This is a genomic window from Variovorax humicola (genome assembly GCF_037889915.1).
Lineage (GTDB): Bacteria > Pseudomonadota > Gammaproteobacteria > Burkholderiales > Burkholderiaceae_C > Variovorax > Variovorax humicola.
In genome coordinates this window covers 1-14,021 of sequence record NZ_JBBKZV010000025.1, presented here as the reverse complement: position 1 = coordinate 14,021, position 14,021 = coordinate 1, and the positions used below count along the sequence as shown (strand labels likewise).

Genomic DNA, 14,021 nt, shown 5'->3' with positions numbered 1-14,021 from the left:
TCGGTCGGGCTCGCGGAAATGATGGTGCTGCCTGAACCTTGCTGCCTGAACCTTGCGGCCTGTACCTTGCTGCCTGAACTCGCCGACTGAATCCTATTGCTCGACGGCAAACAACCGCCACTCGTCGGGGATGCCCTTCAGGTGCTGCATCCCCCGATCCTGGAACGACAACCCCGACCCCGCGACCAGATCCTTGACGGTGCTCGAAACAAGCACCTCGCCCGACTGCGCATGCGACGCCACGCGCGCGCCCGTGTGCACGGCAATGCCCGCAACCTTGCCATCTATCACTTCACATTCGCCGGTGTGCAGCCCCGCGCGGATCTCGAGTCCGAGCGCGCGAACTTCGCGGGAGGTGGCGCAGGCGCAGCGCACCGCGCGCGCCGGCCCGTCGAAGGTGACAAGGAAGCCGTCACCCGCGGTATCGATCTCACGACCCCGAAAACGCTCCAGCTCCCGGCGAACCGTTGCGTGATGGCTCTCCAGCAAATCGTGCCAGCCGCGATCGCCGAGGCCAGCGGCGCGCTCGGTCGCCTTGACGATGTCGGTAAACATCACGGTGACCAGCAGCCGCTCGGGCTCGACGCCAGGCCTCGCCCCGGTCAGGAACTCTTCAATCTCGTCGAGGATCAGGTCGCTGTCGCAGCCCCACGGGATGTGATCGATCCCGTGCAGTTCGACCAGCTTCGCTCCGGCGATGTGCTCGGACATGTATTGGCTGGCGCCGAAATCGATGACCCGGTCGTTTCGACTGTGCAACAGCAGCGTGGGGACGTGCACCGCGGGCAGCACATGGCGGATGTCGATCTCCAGGTTCATGCGCAACACCGCCGCCGCCGCCGCCGGACTCGCACTGGAGCGCAGCCAGCGTGCCCACCATTGGCGGCACCGCTCGTCCCCGATCTGGCTCGGCCACCGTGTCTCCATGCCGACCGGTCCGCCCCAGGCGCGCTCCACCTCTTCGGCGAAGGCAAGTGCCTGGTCCTTCGTCGGCCCCCAGGGGTAATCGGGCGCCGCCGTCTTCCTCGCGAAGGCACCGCACATGATGACCGCCGAGGCGCGAGACGGGTAGGTGGCAGCGAACAGCGCGCACATCGCGCCGCCTTCGGAATAGCCGAACAGCGCCGCGCGCTCCGAGCCGACCGCGTCCATCACCGCGCGGACGTCGTCCATGCGAACTTCAAGGCTGGGCATGTCGCTGACACGATCCGACAGGCCCGTCCCCCGCTTGTCGAACAAGATGAGCCGGGAGAACGAGGAGAGCCGCGTCAGCATCCGTGCCAGCACGGGCTCCTCCCAGAAGACATCCAGGTTCGAAACAAACCCCGGGACCAGCACGAGGTCGCGTGGACCGCTGCCAACCGTCTGATAGGCAATGTTGACGCCGCCGCTCTTTGCGTATTGGGTCGTGGGAAGCATGGATGCTGGCCGAAGGCGCCCGCTATCGTGGCGCCGTCGCTTTGAAGCTTGCCACAAATCGATTGCGCCGTGGCCCCCGAGGGCGGTGGTGCGCCTTGTCTACAGCGAGGTCGACGGCCGTTGCGCCATCGCCAGCCGCCAGCGTTGCAGGTGCGGGTGCTGTTCTCCGGGCTTGACCTTCACCACGCGCGCGAAGTCGACGGCCACCACCGCGGTGATGTCGGCAATGCTGAATCGATCGGCGGCGATGAAGTCGCGGCCGGCCAGGCGGTCATTCAGCGCGGCGAAGAACTGCTGCACCCTGGCAAGGCCGCGCTGCGCCAGCTCGGGAATCTGCGGATAGTCCACCGGCCCGGGCAATGCCCGGTTGGCCATGGCCGGCACGCTGTTGCGCAGCGCCTCGGCGATCGCGGCCAGGCCCTCGAACTCGACGCGCCAGTTCCAGCTGGCAATCTCGGCCTTTTCCTGCGGCGTGCTCCCCAGCAGCGGCGGCTCCGGGAAGCGTGCCTCCAGCCAGGCGGTGATCGATGCGTTGTCGGTCAACAGCAGCCCGTCGTCGGTGCGCAGCACGGGCACCGTGCACTGCGGGTTCACCGCGCGGAAGGCTTCGCCCAGTTGCTCGCCGCTCCTCAGGTCCACCTGGACCGTTTCATGCGCCACGGCTTTTTCGGCAAGCAGGATGCGGGCGCGACGAGGGCTTGGCGCCGTGAGGCAGTCGTAGAGGGTGATCATCTCGTGGGTGTCTCTGCTTGAGTGGATAGTCAGCTCGACGCAGCCAGCTTGTCCTGGGTCTGCGTGTCGAAATCGGTGGCGTCATGCCGCTCATGCAACTGGCTGGACGGCTGGCCCCAGGTGCGGTTGACCATGCGGCCGCGCTGCACGGCCGGCCGCTTCGCGATCTGGTCCGTCCAGCGCAGGACGTGCTTGTATTCCTGGACCTGGAGGAATTCGCCCGAGTCGTAGAGCTGGCCCTTGGCGAGGGTGCCGTACCAGGGCCATACCGCCATGTCGGCGATCGAGTAGTCGTCGCCTGCGAGGTATGGGCTTTCGGCGAGGCGGCGATCCAGCACGTCGAGTTGGCGCTTGGCCTCCATCGCATAGCGGTCGATGGCGTATTCGATCTTGTCCGGCGCGTAGGCATAGAAGTGGCCGAACCCGCCGCCGAGGAACGGCGCGCTGCCCATCTGCCAGAACAGCCACGACAGGCATTCGGCGCGCTCGGCGGCGCCGGTCGGCATGAAGGCGCCGCCAAACTTCTCGGCCAGGTACAGCAGGATCGCGCCCGATTCGAAAACGCGCACCGGCGTCGGCCCGCTGCGGTCCATCAGGGCCGGGATCTTGGAGTTGGGATTGGCCGCGACGAAGCCGCTGCCGAACTGCTCGCCCGCGTTGATGCGGATCAGCCAGGCGTCGTACTCCGCGCCCCGATGGCCCAGCGCCAGCAGTTCTTCCAGCAGCACTGTGACCTTGACGCCGTTGGGCGTGGCCAGCGAATACAACTGCAGCGGATGGCGACCCACCGGCAGATCCTTGTCGTGCGTCGGGCCCGCGATCGGCCGGTTGATGTTGGCGAAGCGGCCGCCGTTCTCCTTGTTCCATGACCAGACCGTCGGCGGGATGTAGGGAGCATTCATGCAGCGTTCCCCGGGCGAGTGTTCACGGACGCCTCCGCGCAGCCTTCCGGCTTGAAAACGCGCGTGGTCGAAGCCGGGTACCTGGCCAGCGCGGCGGCCGGTCGCCTCGGGCGAGGAAGCAACTCGCCACCGCAGTTCGGACAGGTTCCGGCCAGGCGCGCTTCGGCGCAATGGCTGCAGAAGGTGCACTCGAACGAGCAGATTCGGGCGGCGTCGGAGTCGGGCGGCAGATCCCGATCGCAGCACTCGCAGCCTGGACGCATTTGAAGCATGGCAAGGACCTCGGTCAGTGGGTTCGCCGCATTCTGCCTTCCGCTCAGGCACGGCGCGCAACGCCATGGCCTATCGCCTCCATCGGGGCGCGCCCGAGGCTTGGCAAAGCCAGGCATGGCTGCTACACAACACCTCATGGCCACCTTCGAATGGATCATCGTGCTGCTGCTCGGCGCCGCGATGCTTGCCGCGCTGGCACGCAAGCTCGGCGCGCCCTACCCGACCTTTCTCGCGCTCGGCGGCATGCTGCTTGCGTTCGTGCCCTCGAGTCCCAACTGGACGCTCGACCCGCACCTCGCACTGACGCTGTTCGTCGCGCCGGTGCTGGTCGATGCCGCCTACGACACCTCGTTGCGCGACCTGCGGCAGAACTGGCGGCCGGTGACCGGCCTTGTCATCGCGGCGGTCGGGACGACGGTGCTGGCGGTCGCCTTCGCGGCGCGCTGGCTCGTGCCCGGCATGCCGTGGCCGGTGGCGATTGCGCTGGGTGCGATCGTCGCGCCGCCCGATGCCGCCGCCGCCACCGCGGTGATGCGGCAGGTGAAGTTGCCGCACAAGCTGCTGAAGATCCTCGAGGGCGAAAGCCTCCTGAACGACGCGAGCGCGCTGCTCGTGTACCGGCTTGCGATCATGACCATGATGGCCGGCCACCTCGGCTTCGGCAGCTTTGCGCCGGTGTTCCTGCTGACGTTGTTCGGAAGCCTTGCGGCGGGCGTGGGAGGCGCCGTCGCGCTGCGGCCCATGCTGAGCGCCATTCACGAAGTGCCGATCGCGTTGATCGTGCAATTCGCGCTCGTGTTCGGCGTGTGGATCGCGGCCGAAGCGATCGGGCTCTCCGGCATCCTGACGCTGGTGGCGTATGCGATGACGGTCGCGAGGCGCAGCGGTCCGCAAATGCCGGCGCGCATGCGCGTGCCGATCTTCGCGGTGTGGGAGTCGGTCGTGTTCGTGCTGAACGCGTTCGCGTTCGTGCTGATCGGCATGCAGTTGCGGCCGATCTGGTCGCGGCTCGAAGCCAGCGGCGGGCAGGCGCACGCGGTAGTCACCGCAGCGGTGGTTCTGGGCGTGACCATCGCGGCGCGCTTCGCGTGGGTGATGGTCTATTACGCATTCAAGCGCCGGCTCGCCGACGCCGCTGCCGATCCGCTGCGCCCGCGGCCCAGCGCGGGCAGCGGCATCGTGCTTTCATGGGCTGGCATGCGCGGCATCGTCACGCTGGCCGCCGCGTTCGCGATCCCCGAGACGCTGCCCGACGGCCAGCCCTTCCCGTTCCGTGACCTGATCCTGCTGTGCGCCTTTGGCGTCGTGCTCGGCACGCTCGTGCTGCAGGGCCTGACGATGGCGCCGCTGATCCGCGCCCTGGGCCTCACCGACGACGACCCGGTCGGCCGCGAGATACGGCTCGGCCGTACGCAGGCATACGGCACGCTGCTCGACGCGATCAAGGACGACGAGACGCTGTCGGCCAAGCTGCTGCGCAAGGAATACGGGGCGGTGGTCGAGTTGAATTCGAGCGAGGCGCAGGACGCGCGCGTCGACGACGTGCCTGGCGGGCCGCTGCGACGCCGCGCGATTTCGGCGGCGCGGCAACGCGCATTCGAACTGCGGCGCGACGACGTGATCGGCGACGACGCCTACCGGGTGCTGGTGCAGGAACTGGATTGGGCGGAATTGAGCGCGGGCGGCGGCCGGCAGGATTGATCCGCGGCCGACGTTGCCACGGCCCTCTCGCCGCGGCGCAACGGCGAACGGCGTCAGCCCACGGGAGCTTCGCGGGTCGCCGCATTCAACGGCCGCGCCGCAGCCCGCGCGCTCGCGATCGACCAGCCGAAGATGCCCATGCCCACGACGGCCAGCAACGCGCCGACCCAGCCGGTCGACGTCCAGCCCAGGCCAGCGCTGATCGCCAGCCCGCCCAGCCACGCGCCCAGCGCATTGGCCATGTTGAATGCCGAATGATTGAGCGCAGCGGCCAGCGTCTGCGCATCGCCCGCCACGTCCATCAGCCGGATCTGCAAGGCCGGCCCGATCGCCACGGTGGTGCCGATCAGGAACACGTTGATGCCGGCCGTGACGACGTGGTGCGCCGCGAAAGTGAACATCGTGAGCACCACGGCCGCATATGCCAGCAGGCCGCCAATGGTGCGCATCAACGACTTGTCGGCGAGCCGGGCGCCGACCAGGTTGCCCGTGACCATGCCCAGCCCGAACAGCGCCAGCACGAAGGGCACGCCGGCCACCGACATGCCCGCCACTTCGGTCAGCGTCGGCTTGATGTAGCTGAACACCGAGAACATGCCGCCAAAGCCGATCGCGCCGATGCCGAGCGTGAACCAGACCTGCTTGCGCTTCAACGCGCCGAGTTCGCGCCACGGGCTCGCGCCCGCGGCCGCCGCGAGGTCGGGGATGTCGCGGCGCAGCAGCACCACCGCGATCAGCGCGATGATGCCGACGAACACGAAGGCGGCGCGCCAGCCGAACACCTGGCCGAGCCATGCGGCGATCGGCACGCCGACCAGCGTCGCGCCGGTGAGCCCCAGCATCACCAACCCCACCGCGCGTGCGCGTCTGCCGGGTGGTGCCAGCGCGGCAGCCACCAGCGCGGCTACGCCGAAGTAGGTGCCGTGCGGCAGCCCGGAAGCAAAGCGCAGGACGTTGAGCGAGAAATACCCCGGTGCCACCGCGCTCGCGAAATTGCCGAGTGCGAAGAACGTCATCAGTGCAATCAGCAACATGCGGCGATGCCAGCTCGCGGCCGCCACCGCGAGCACCGGCGCGCCGATGACGACACCGAGCGCGTAGGCGCTGATCACATGGCCGGCCTGCGGAATGCTCACGCCGATGTCGCGCGCCACTTCGGGCAGCAGGCCCATGATGACGAACTCGCCGGTGCCGATGGCGAAGCCGCCGACGCCCAGCGCCAGGATGGCACGAACGAAATTGACAGGGGGCGAGGATGCGGGCGTGGAATCGACGCTGTCGAGCGTCGGGGAGGAAACGTTCAAGACCGGGCTCCTTCGAGGGCAGGTGCGCGCCCGGCGAGGAAGGCGGGCGACGCCCGAGTTTAGGGAAAACCCTTAACCCTGGCTTGGCGCCGGAAATGCCGAGGCCCGTGCGGCCTCATGGCGATTCGGGATGCATGGGGAGGTGATCGCCCACGGCACAAGCCGGCCAGGTCAGTCGTACGCCGAACATCCATGCATCGGGCGCCGCCGAGCCGCCCTCACTGCGGCGACCCGGCGGCGCCCATGCGCGTGCGCACCAGTTCGGCAAAGGCCTGCAACTCGGTCGCATCGACATCCGAGATGGCCCAGGCGTTCATGCCGGCCGCGGTCCAGTGGGCCAGGTTGTAGCCCTGCCGCGTGCTCAGACGCGGCGGTTGCGCGCCGCCCTGCCCTGCATCGGCCGGCCAGACGAAAAGATTGATCACATGCGAGCCATGGCCGTAGACCAGTGCGGCCACCGTGCGCCCCTCGAGGTAGTCGAGCCGGCCGCCGGACATCGGAAAGCCTTCGTCGGCCAGGTCGATGACGGGCGGCGAGAAATCGACCTTGCCGGCAAACCACGGCTTGACGGTGTGGTGGTTGGTCGCATGGATGTCCGACAGGTGGTCCGCCAGCAGCGACCGCACGTGGCTGGCTGTCACTTCTTCCTGGATCTTGCTGTCGGGCGCAGGCGTCACCAGCAACATGCTCGCTGCGACCCAGGCCGTGGCCACGCCTGCGCCGTACAGCGCCAACGATTCGAGGGCGCGGCGCCAGCGCGCGAACGGCCCGGCGGAAGGAACCGGCGCCGTGTTCGGCAAGGCGGCACGGATGCGTTCGGCCAGCGCGTCCGGCGGCGCGTGGCGGGTCGCGTGCTGGCGAATCAGTGCGGACAAGGTGGCGTCTTCCGGGGTTTCCATCGTCAGGCTTTCCTTTCGCGCAGCGCCGCTGGCCGGTCGTCGTGCAGCGACCGCCGCAACAGCGCACGCGCACGCGACAGCCGCGACATGACCGTGCCCACCGGCACGCCGGCCACGCGCGCGATGTCGTCATAGCTCATCTCTTCCAGCTCACGCAGCACGATTACCTCGCGGAACGCCGGGGCCAACGCGGCAATGGCCTCGTTGACGCGGCCGGCCAGGTCGCGGTGATCGAGCAGGACGAACGGGTCCGCGTACGCCGTGTCCGCCGCCGACGCGGCCATATCGCTGTCGCGCACCTCGTCGAATTCGACCTGGTCGTCGAGGTGCCGGTTCTGCCGCAGCCAGTCGTGGCAGGCATTGCGCACGATACCGAGCAGCCACGGCCGCACGTCATCGCCCCGCACGTCCTTGAAGAAACGGAACGCGCGAAGGTACGCCTCCTGCACCGCGTCCTCGGCGCTTCGGTCGTCGCGCAACAGCCAGCGCGCAAGGTTGTACGCCGCATGCAGGTGCGGCATGACGGCGGTGTCGAACGTTCTGGCGGATGGGGTCAAACGGCGGCTCTTGTTCAGTGGACGGAGCGCAGGCCCGTTTTATTCCAATCCCGATCGAAACGCACGGGCTTTGCGTGGCACGGGAATGCGGTGCGACGCGGGTGCGTCTTGCATGGACCCAACCACCATCGCGAGGTTCACCCATGCGCTTCCAGCTTCCTTCCCTTCTCCTGCGCGGCGCCGTCATCGCAGGCATTGCAGGCATCGCCGCGCTGGCCGTCGCGGCCTCGGCCGCCGGGCCCCGGGTCTACGTGGGCAACTTCAAGGACAACACCGTCAGCGTGGTGGAGGTCGACGAAGGCAAGGTCGTCGCGACCGTGCCCGTGGCGGCCGGCCCGGACGGCATCGTGGTCAGCGCCGACGGCAAGAGCGTGTTCGTGAGCGGCTCCAGTGCCTCGTCGGTGAGCGTGATCGATGCCGCCAGGGACAGCGTGAGCAAGACGATCGAGGTCGGCATGGGACCGCAGGGCCTGGCCCTCGGACCTGGCGGCAAGCAGGTGCTCGTGGCCGTGAACGGAGCCGACCGGGTCGCGTTCGTCGACGCGGCATCGGGCGCGATTGCGGACACGGCGGCCGTGCCCAAGCCGCACACGATCGCCATCAAGCCCGACGGCAGCCAGGCGTATGTGTCGTCACAGCAGCCGGGCAACTTCTCCGTCGCGATCGTCGACATGGCCACGCACAAGGTCACCGGCACCATCGCGCTGGACAAGGCGCCGCGCGACCTGGAATTCGGACCCGGCGGCAAGCTGCTCTACCTGACACTCGCCGGCGCACCGGCAGTGCAGGTGGTCGATGCCGTGGCGAACAAGATCGTGGCGCAGATCCCCACCGGCGTGTCGCCGCACATCGCGCAGCACTTTGGCGGGATGTCGCAGGGCGTGGTGGTGGTTCAGGGTCCGGGTGAACTCCAGTTCTTCGACCCGGCGACGAATGCGGTCGCGCGCAGCATCACAGTCGGCAAGCAGCCGCATTGGGTCGACATCACGCCGGATGGCAAGCGGCTGGTGGTGAGCAACGAAGGCGGCAACACCATCGACATCGTCGACCCCGCGAGCGGCAAGACTCAGACCGTCGACGTCGGCAATGCGCCGCGCAAGGTCGCGATGCAGCATGTCTCGTCAGTTGCCGGCAACAGCGGCACAAAGGTTTCGATCGCCAACTTCGCCTTCGTGCCCGGACCGACGACCATCACCGCCGGCCAGAGCGTGAACTGGCGCAACGATGACGGCGCGCCGCATGGCCTCGCCTTCAAGGACAACGCGCCCGGCGCACCGCTGCTGCTGCCGGGCGAGCAATTCACGCGCCGCTTCGACAAGCCCGGCAGCTACGAGTACGTGTGCTCGGTGCACGCCTACATGACGGGCGTGGTGGTGGTCAAGCCCGGTCAGGCCGGAGGTTGAGCATCCGCCTTGAACATGTGCTTGATGCCGCGCACGGCCTGGCGGATGCGCGCCTCGTTCTCGATGAGCGCAAAGCGCACGTGGCCGTCGCCATGGTCGCCGAAGCCGATGCCGGGCGAGACGCAGACCTTGGCATCCTCCAGCAGCTTGCGCGCGAAGGCGAGCGAGCCCATGTCGCGGTAGGCCGGCGGAATCCGTGCCCAGATGTACATCGAGGCTTTCGGGCAATCGACTTCCCATCCCGCTTCGGTCAGGCCCTTGTAGAGTACGTCGCGTCGACGCTGGTATTGCGCGGCGATGTCCTTCACGCATTGCTGGTCGCCTTCGAGCGCGGCGATGGCCGCGACTTGCAATGGCGTGAAGGTGCCGTAGTCGTGGTAGCTCTTGATGCGCGCGAGCGCGGCCACCAGGTCCGGATTGCCGACCATGAAGCCGATGCGCCAGCCCGCCATGTTGTAGCTCTTGGACAGCGTGAAGAACTCCACCGCCACGTCCTTCGCGCCCGGCACCTGCATGATCGAAGGCGCCTTCCAGCCGTCGAACACGATGTCGGCATAGGCCAGGTCGTGCACCACGAAGATGTCGTGCTTCTTCGCCAGCGCGACGACACGCTCGAAGAAGTCGAGCTCGACGCATTGCGCGGTCGGGTTCGACGGAAAGCCCAGCACGATCATCTTGGGCTTCGGGTAGCTGCCGCGAATCGTCTTCTCGAGTTCGGCCAAGAAGTCGACATCGGGCGCCACGGGCACCGAGCGGATGTCGGCGCCGGCGATGACCGCGCCGTAGATGTGGATCGGGTAGCTCGGGTCCGGCACGAGCACCGTGTCGCCGCGGTCGAGCGTGGCGAGCATCAGGTGCGCAAGACCTTCCTTCGAGCCGATGGTGACGATGGCTTCGCTGTCGGGATCGATGTCGACGCCGTAGCGGTCCTTGTACCAACGCGTGATCGCGCGGCGCAGCCGGGGGATGCCCTTGCTGGCCGAGTAGCCATGCGTGTCCGGCCGCCTGGCGACCTCGGTGAGCTTGGCCACGATGTGCGCGGGTGTCGCGCCATCGGGATTGCCCATGCTCATGTCGATGATGTCTTCGCCGCGTTGCCGCGCCGCGAGCTTGAGCTCGGCCGTGATGTTGAAGACGTAGGGAGGAAGGCGATCGATGCGCGCAAAGCGGCGCCTGCCTGACGAAGCAGTTGCAGTCATGTGGTTCAACTCTCACGTAAGCGCCCGGAACCGTCCGAGCGACGTGACCCGCCGTGAGGGCGAGTCCATGGCGATATTAGCGTGACATGCAGGCGCGGGCACTCCTCCTGTCGGTCACCCTCCATCGCATCGAGAAATCACTCCGCTGCATGCGCGGGATCGGCGTGCGCCCTGCGCTGTCGCTCTCGGCTGTTGACCAGGTGAATCCGCATGGCGGCGCGCGCGGCCTCGGGATCGCGGCGCTCGATCGCCGCGTAGATGTCCTGGTGTTCCTGGTTGACCTTGTGCAGGTGTTGCGCGCGTTGCTCCACATTCAGCCAGGAAGAGGAGACCCGCGTGCGCGGTATGACCTCCAGGCCCAGGTGGCTCATCAGCTCGCTGAAGTAGTGGTTGCCCGTCGCCTGGGCGATGGCCAGGTGAAAGCGGAAATCAGGCGCGACGGTTTCGCCGACGGCCGCCAGGTGCTGTTCGAAATCGTGGAGCGCGCTTCGCATCTCCCGAAGATGCTCGTCGGTGCGACGCAGGGCTGCGAGGCCGGCAGCCTCCGATTCGACACTGGTTCGCAACTCGAGCATTTCCAGCATCTCCGAGATGTCGCCCGACGACGAATGGTCGAACTGGAATCGTTCTTGCGCAGCGGGTTCCAGCGCGAAGGTGCCCACCCCATGGTGCGTCTGCACGAGGCCCGCAGCCTGCAGGCGGGAGAGGGCCTCGCGCACGACGCCTCGACTGACGCCAAACGTTTGCATGATGACCGACTCGGTCGGCAACTTGTCGCCGGGCTTGATCGACCGGCTTCGCAGCTGCAGGCCCAGGGCTTCGACCAGCTCGTGCGTGAGCCCCTTTCCTTGCCGCCGATTAACCGGCGATCCGGGGCTCGCGTCTGCGTCCGTCCGGGCTTCCGGGAGGGTCAACGAAGGGTCATTCATGTGCGAATGATAGGACCGCGTGGGTGATGGCGGATTCGGGCTTTGATTGAAAGGGGGCTTTCGCGCTGAGGCCGTATTGGATCCGATGGAAATGCGCGTTGCCACGTTTAGTTGTCCTACATCCTATGAATAGCGGGCCTAAACTCGCATCAATTCGCTACATTTCTTGGGATAAACCCTAGGTAAATGGCGCATTTTCATCAACGACACTTCAGACAAGTCATAGGACATCAGACAACTATGACCTTTTTCTGCAAGTAGTTCGACCCCACGCGCTCATCCAGCGCAGCAAAGGATCCCCATGAAGAAGATTGCCCTCAGCGGAGCCGCCGGACAGCTCGGTTCGGTCGTGCGCGCTGCGTTGATTGCGCGCGGTGTCCCGTTGCGCTCGGCCGCAGGCAGCAAGCCGCTGGTGCCCCTGGTGGCCGGCGAAGAAGTGATGCACGGCGACTTGCGCGACAGCGCCGTGGTCGATCGCCTGCTGGAGGACGTGGACGTGCTGATCCATTTCGCCGGCACGAGCGTGGAGCGCCCCCTGCCCGAGATCATCGAGAACAACCTGCGCGCCCTGGTCGAGGTCTACGAAGGCGCACGGCGCAACGGCGTGCGACGCGTAGTTTTCGCGAGCTCGAACCACGCGATCGGCATGTACCCGGTCGCCGACCGGCTCGGCCTGACGTGCGAGCCGCGTCCCGACGGCTTCTACGGCCTGAGCAAGGTCTGGGGCGAAGCCCTGGCGCGCATGTACTGGGACAAGCACGGCGTCGAAACGATCTGCGTGCGCATCGGCAGCTGCGTCGAGCGACCCACGGAGCCGAGGCACCTGAGCACCTGGTTCGGCCACGCCGACCTGATGCACTTCCTGGACCGCTGCATCGAGGCCGAGGACGTGGGTTTCCTGGTCGTGTGGGGCGTGTCGGCCAACAAGCGCAGCTGGTGGGACAACCGCGGCGCGGAACGCCTGGGCTTCCGCCCGACGCAAGACGCTGAAGTGTACGCAGCGCAAGTGCTGTCCCGCCCAAATCCCCTCGACGCGCTGGGCCAGCGTTTCCAGGGCGGCAGCTTCGTCGGCATCAATTACTCGCGCGACGACGTCGCGGCGCGACAGCCGGCCGCGAGCGCCGATGCCCATTCCTTTTCTTGAACTGAACAGACGCAACGAACGACAGGAGACAACGCAATGAAGATCAAGGGCTTACGCTGGTGGATGGTCGGTCTGGTTTCGGCCGGCCTGATCGTCAACTACCTCGCACGCAACACGCTGTCGGTGGCGGCGCCGACGTTGATGAAGGACCTCCACATCACCGTCGAGCAGTACTCGCACATCGTGGTCGCATGGCAGCTCTGCTACGCGTTCATGCAGCCGGTTGCGGGCTACCTGCTCGACGCGATCGGCACGAAGATCGGCTTTGGCGTCTTTGCGCTGCTCTGGTCGCTGGCCTGCGCGGCGGCGGCATGGTCCACCGGCTGGCAAAGCCTTGCCTTCTTCCGCGGACTGCTGGGTCTCACCGAAGCAGCCGGCATTCCCGCTGGCGTCAAGTCGACGACGGAGTGGTTCCCGGCCAAGGAGCGCTCGGTGGCGATCGGCTGGTTCAACATCGGCTCGTCGGTCGGTGCGCTGCTGGCGCCCCCGCTGGTGGTCTGGGCCCTGATGCATGGGCAATGGCAGTGGGCCTTCCTGATCGTCGGCGCGCTGGGCGTCATCTGGAGCGCGTTGTGGATGCTGTTCTATCGGCACCCGCGTGACCACAAGGGCCTCTCCGAATCCGAACGGGACTACATCCTCTCCGGCCAGGAAGCCAAGTACAACAACGCCGGCTCAGCCAAGCGCAAGTGGACCGAGATGGTCCGCAGCCGCGACTTCTGGGCGATCGGCATCCCGCGCATCCTGTCCGAGCCGGCATGGCAGACCTTCAACGCCTGGATCCCGCTGTACATGATGACCGAGCGGCACATGAACCTGAAGGAAGTGGCGATGTTCGCGTGGATGCCCTTCCTGGCGGCTGACATCGGCTGCGTGCTCGGCGGCTACTTGAGCCCGCTCTTCCACAAGTACGCCAAGGTTTCGCTGTTCACCTCGCGCAAGATGGTCTTCGTCTTCGGCGCGCTGTGCATGGTCGGTCCGGCCTGTGTCGGCTTCGTCGCCAGTCCGTATGTGGCCATCGCGCTGCTGTGCATTGGCGGCTTCGCGCACCAGACTCTGTCAGGCGCGCTGTATTCCATCACCTCCGACATGTTCGGCAAGAACGAGGTCGCCACGGCCACCGGCATGGGTGGCATGGCGGGCTACCTCGGGGCCGCGGCATTCACCGCGCTGTTTGGTGTGCTCGTCACGCAAGTTGGATACAGCCCGCTGTTCGTGCTGCTGGCGGTCTTCGACATCGCCGCAGCCGTCGTCGTGTGCTTGCTGGCCCGCAGCGGCGAGCGCGTTCCGCAACCACGCTGGATGCCGGCGAGCGCGGCTGCCAAGTGATTGAACACGGCGAATCATCGGAGGCCACATGATGCGTGAAACGCCTGCACAGGCACCCCTCTTCATCACGATGCACGAGCGCGACAACGTCGCGATCGTCGCCAACGACGGCGGCCTGTCCGCGGGCACCACCTTCCCCTCGGGCCTGACGCTGGTGGACAAGGTGCCGCAGGCGCACAAGGTGGCGCTGGTGGACATTCCCGAAGGGGGCGAGGTGCGTCGCTACAACG

General features: G+C 67.0%; 13 protein-coding genes and 1 pseudogene. 5 read left to right on the top strand and 9 right to left on the bottom strand.

Annotated features, from left to right (window positions below):
• Positions 1-93 precede the first annotated feature (93 nt).
• The 4 genes from WKW80_RS27400 to WKW80_RS27385 form a co-directional block, all read right to left on the bottom strand.
• Positions 94-1,419 (bottom strand): adenylate/guanylate cyclase domain-containing protein, encoded by a 1,326-nt coding sequence (locus WKW80_RS27400; RefSeq protein WP_340366746.1) that lies wholly within the window; start codon positions 1,417-1,419, stop codon positions 94-96.
• A 99-nt stretch (positions 1,420-1,518) separates the two neighbouring features.
• Positions 1,519-2,151: a glutathione S-transferase family protein gene (locus tag WKW80_RS27395; RefSeq protein WP_340366745.1), complete on the bottom strand. Its 633-nt coding sequence runs from the start codon at positions 2,149-2,151 to the stop codon at positions 1,519-1,521.
• A 29-nt stretch (positions 2,152-2,180) separates the two neighbouring features.
• Entirely contained in the window at positions 2,181-3,053 is an 873-nt protein-coding gene (yghU, locus tag WKW80_RS27390; RefSeq protein ID WP_340366744.1) for a glutathione-dependent disulfide-bond oxidoreductase, read from the bottom strand.
• Positions 3,050-3,325, bottom strand: a complete 276-nt coding sequence (locus tag WKW80_RS27385; RefSeq protein WP_340366743.1) for a DUF1272 domain-containing protein — start codon at positions 3,323-3,325, stop codon at positions 3,050-3,052. The genes yghU and WKW80_RS27385 overlap by 4 nt, the downstream gene beginning before the upstream one ends.
• A 136-nt stretch (positions 3,326-3,461) precedes the next feature.
• Between WKW80_RS27385 and WKW80_RS27380 the strand changes: the two genes are divergently transcribed.
• Positions 3,462-5,027, top strand: coding sequence for a Na+/H+ antiporter (locus WKW80_RS27380; RefSeq protein WP_340366742.1), 1,566 nt, complete (start codon positions 3,462-3,464; stop codon positions 5,025-5,027).
• A gap of 53 nt (positions 5,028-5,080) precedes the next feature.
• On the opposite strand, the gene WKW80_RS27375 is transcribed toward WKW80_RS27380, so the two are convergent.
• From WKW80_RS27375 to WKW80_RS27365, 3 genes are all read right to left on the bottom strand, one after another.
• Positions 5,081-6,331: an MFS transporter gene (locus WKW80_RS27375; RefSeq protein WP_340366740.1), complete on the bottom strand. Its 1,251-nt coding sequence runs from the start codon at positions 6,329-6,331 to the stop codon at positions 5,081-5,083.
• A 218-nt stretch (positions 6,332-6,549) separates the two neighbouring features.
• The gene (locus tag WKW80_RS27370) at positions 6,550-7,230 is read right to left on the bottom strand and encodes an anti-sigma factor (protein WP_340366739.1); all 681 of its coding nucleotides are present in this window, start codon (positions 7,228-7,230) and stop codon (positions 6,550-6,552) included.
• A 2-nt stretch (positions 7,231-7,232) separates the two neighbouring features.
• Positions 7,233-7,751 (bottom strand): sigma-70 family RNA polymerase sigma factor, encoded by a 519-nt coding sequence (locus tag WKW80_RS27365; protein WP_422822976.1) that lies wholly within the window; start codon positions 7,749-7,751, stop codon positions 7,233-7,235.
• A 179-nt stretch (positions 7,752-7,930) separates the two neighbouring features.
• On the opposite strand from WKW80_RS27365, the gene WKW80_RS27360 reads away from it, so the two are divergent.
• Positions 7,931-9,190 (top strand): YVTN family beta-propeller repeat protein, encoded by a 1,260-nt coding sequence (locus WKW80_RS27360; protein ID WP_340366737.1) that lies wholly within the window; start codon positions 7,931-7,933, stop codon positions 9,188-9,190.
• On the opposite strand, the gene alaC is transcribed toward WKW80_RS27360, so the two are convergent.
• Entirely contained in the window at positions 9,175-10,389 is a 1,215-nt protein-coding gene (gene alaC, locus WKW80_RS27355) for an alanine transaminase (protein WP_340366736.1), read from the bottom strand. The two genes, WKW80_RS27360 and alaC, sit on opposite strands and share 16 nt — an antisense overlap.
• Before the next feature lie 137 nt (positions 10,390-10,526).
• Complete coding sequence (locus tag WKW80_RS27350; protein ID WP_340366735.1) at positions 10,527-11,318, bottom strand: FadR/GntR family transcriptional regulator; 792 nt, start codon at positions 11,316-11,318, stop codon at positions 10,527-10,529.
• Positions 11,319-11,619: 301 nt separating this feature from the next.
• Here WKW80_RS27350 and WKW80_RS27345 point away from each other — a divergent pair, with 301 nt between their 5' ends.
• The 3 genes and pseudogenes from WKW80_RS27345 to garD all read left to right on the top strand — a co-directional run.
• Positions 11,620-12,462: an NAD-dependent epimerase/dehydratase family protein gene (locus WKW80_RS27345; RefSeq protein ID WP_340366734.1), complete on the top strand. Its 843-nt coding sequence runs from the start codon at positions 11,620-11,622 to the stop codon at positions 12,460-12,462.
• Positions 12,463-12,498: 36 nt separating this feature from the next.
• The gene (locus WKW80_RS27340; protein WP_340366733.1) at positions 12,499-13,791 is read left to right on the top strand and encodes an MFS transporter; all 1,293 of its coding nucleotides are present in this window, start codon (positions 12,499-12,501) and stop codon (positions 13,789-13,791) included.
• 31 nt (positions 13,792-13,822) lie between these two features.
• Positions 13,823-14,021 (top strand): annotated as a pseudogene (garD, locus tag WKW80_RS27335) (galactarate dehydratase); the annotation flags it as partial.

Bases quoted from the DNA above. Each gene is read 5' to 3' on its own strand.
- WKW80_RS27400 (WP_340366746.1), bottom strand. From the start codon at position 1,419: ATGCTTCCCACGACCCAATACGCAAAGAGCGGCGGCGTCAACATTGCC.
- WKW80_RS27395 (WP_340366745.1), bottom strand. From the start codon at position 2,151: ATGATCACCCTCTACGACTGCCTCACGGCGCCAAGCCCTCGTCGCGCC.
- yghU (WP_340366744.1), bottom strand. From the start codon at position 3,053: ATGAATGCTCCCTACATCCCGCCGACGGTCTGGTCATGGAACAAGGAG.
- WKW80_RS27385 (WP_340366743.1), bottom strand. From the start codon at position 3,325: ATGCTTCAAATGCGTCCAGGCTGCGAGTGCTGCGATCGGGATCTGCCG.
- WKW80_RS27380 (WP_340366742.1), top strand. From the start codon at position 3,462: ATGGCCACCTTCGAATGGATCATCGTGCTGCTGCTCGGCGCCGCGATG.
- WKW80_RS27370 (WP_340366739.1), bottom strand. From the start codon at position 7,230: ATGGAAACCCCGGAAGACGCCACCTTGTCCGCACTGATTCGCCAGCAC.
- WKW80_RS27365 (WP_422822976.1), bottom strand. From the start codon at position 7,751: ATGCCGCACCTGCATGCGGCGTACAACCTTGCGCGCTGGCTGTTGCGC.
- WKW80_RS27360 (WP_340366737.1), top strand. From the start codon at position 7,931: ATGCGCTTCCAGCTTCCTTCCCTTCTCCTGCGCGGCGCCGTCATCGCA.
- alaC (WP_340366736.1), bottom strand. From the start codon at position 10,389: ATGACTGCAACTGCTTCGTCAGGCAGGCGCCGCTTTGCGCGCATCGAT.
- WKW80_RS27350 (WP_340366735.1), bottom strand. From the start codon at position 11,318: ATGAATGACCCTTCGTTGACCCTCCCGGAAGCCCGGACGGACGCAGAC.
- WKW80_RS27345 (WP_340366734.1), top strand. From the start codon at position 11,620: ATGAAGAAGATTGCCCTCAGCGGAGCCGCCGGACAGCTCGGTTCGGTC.
- WKW80_RS27340 (WP_340366733.1), top strand. From the start codon at position 12,499: ATGAAGATCAAGGGCTTACGCTGGTGGATGGTCGGTCTGGTTTCGGCC.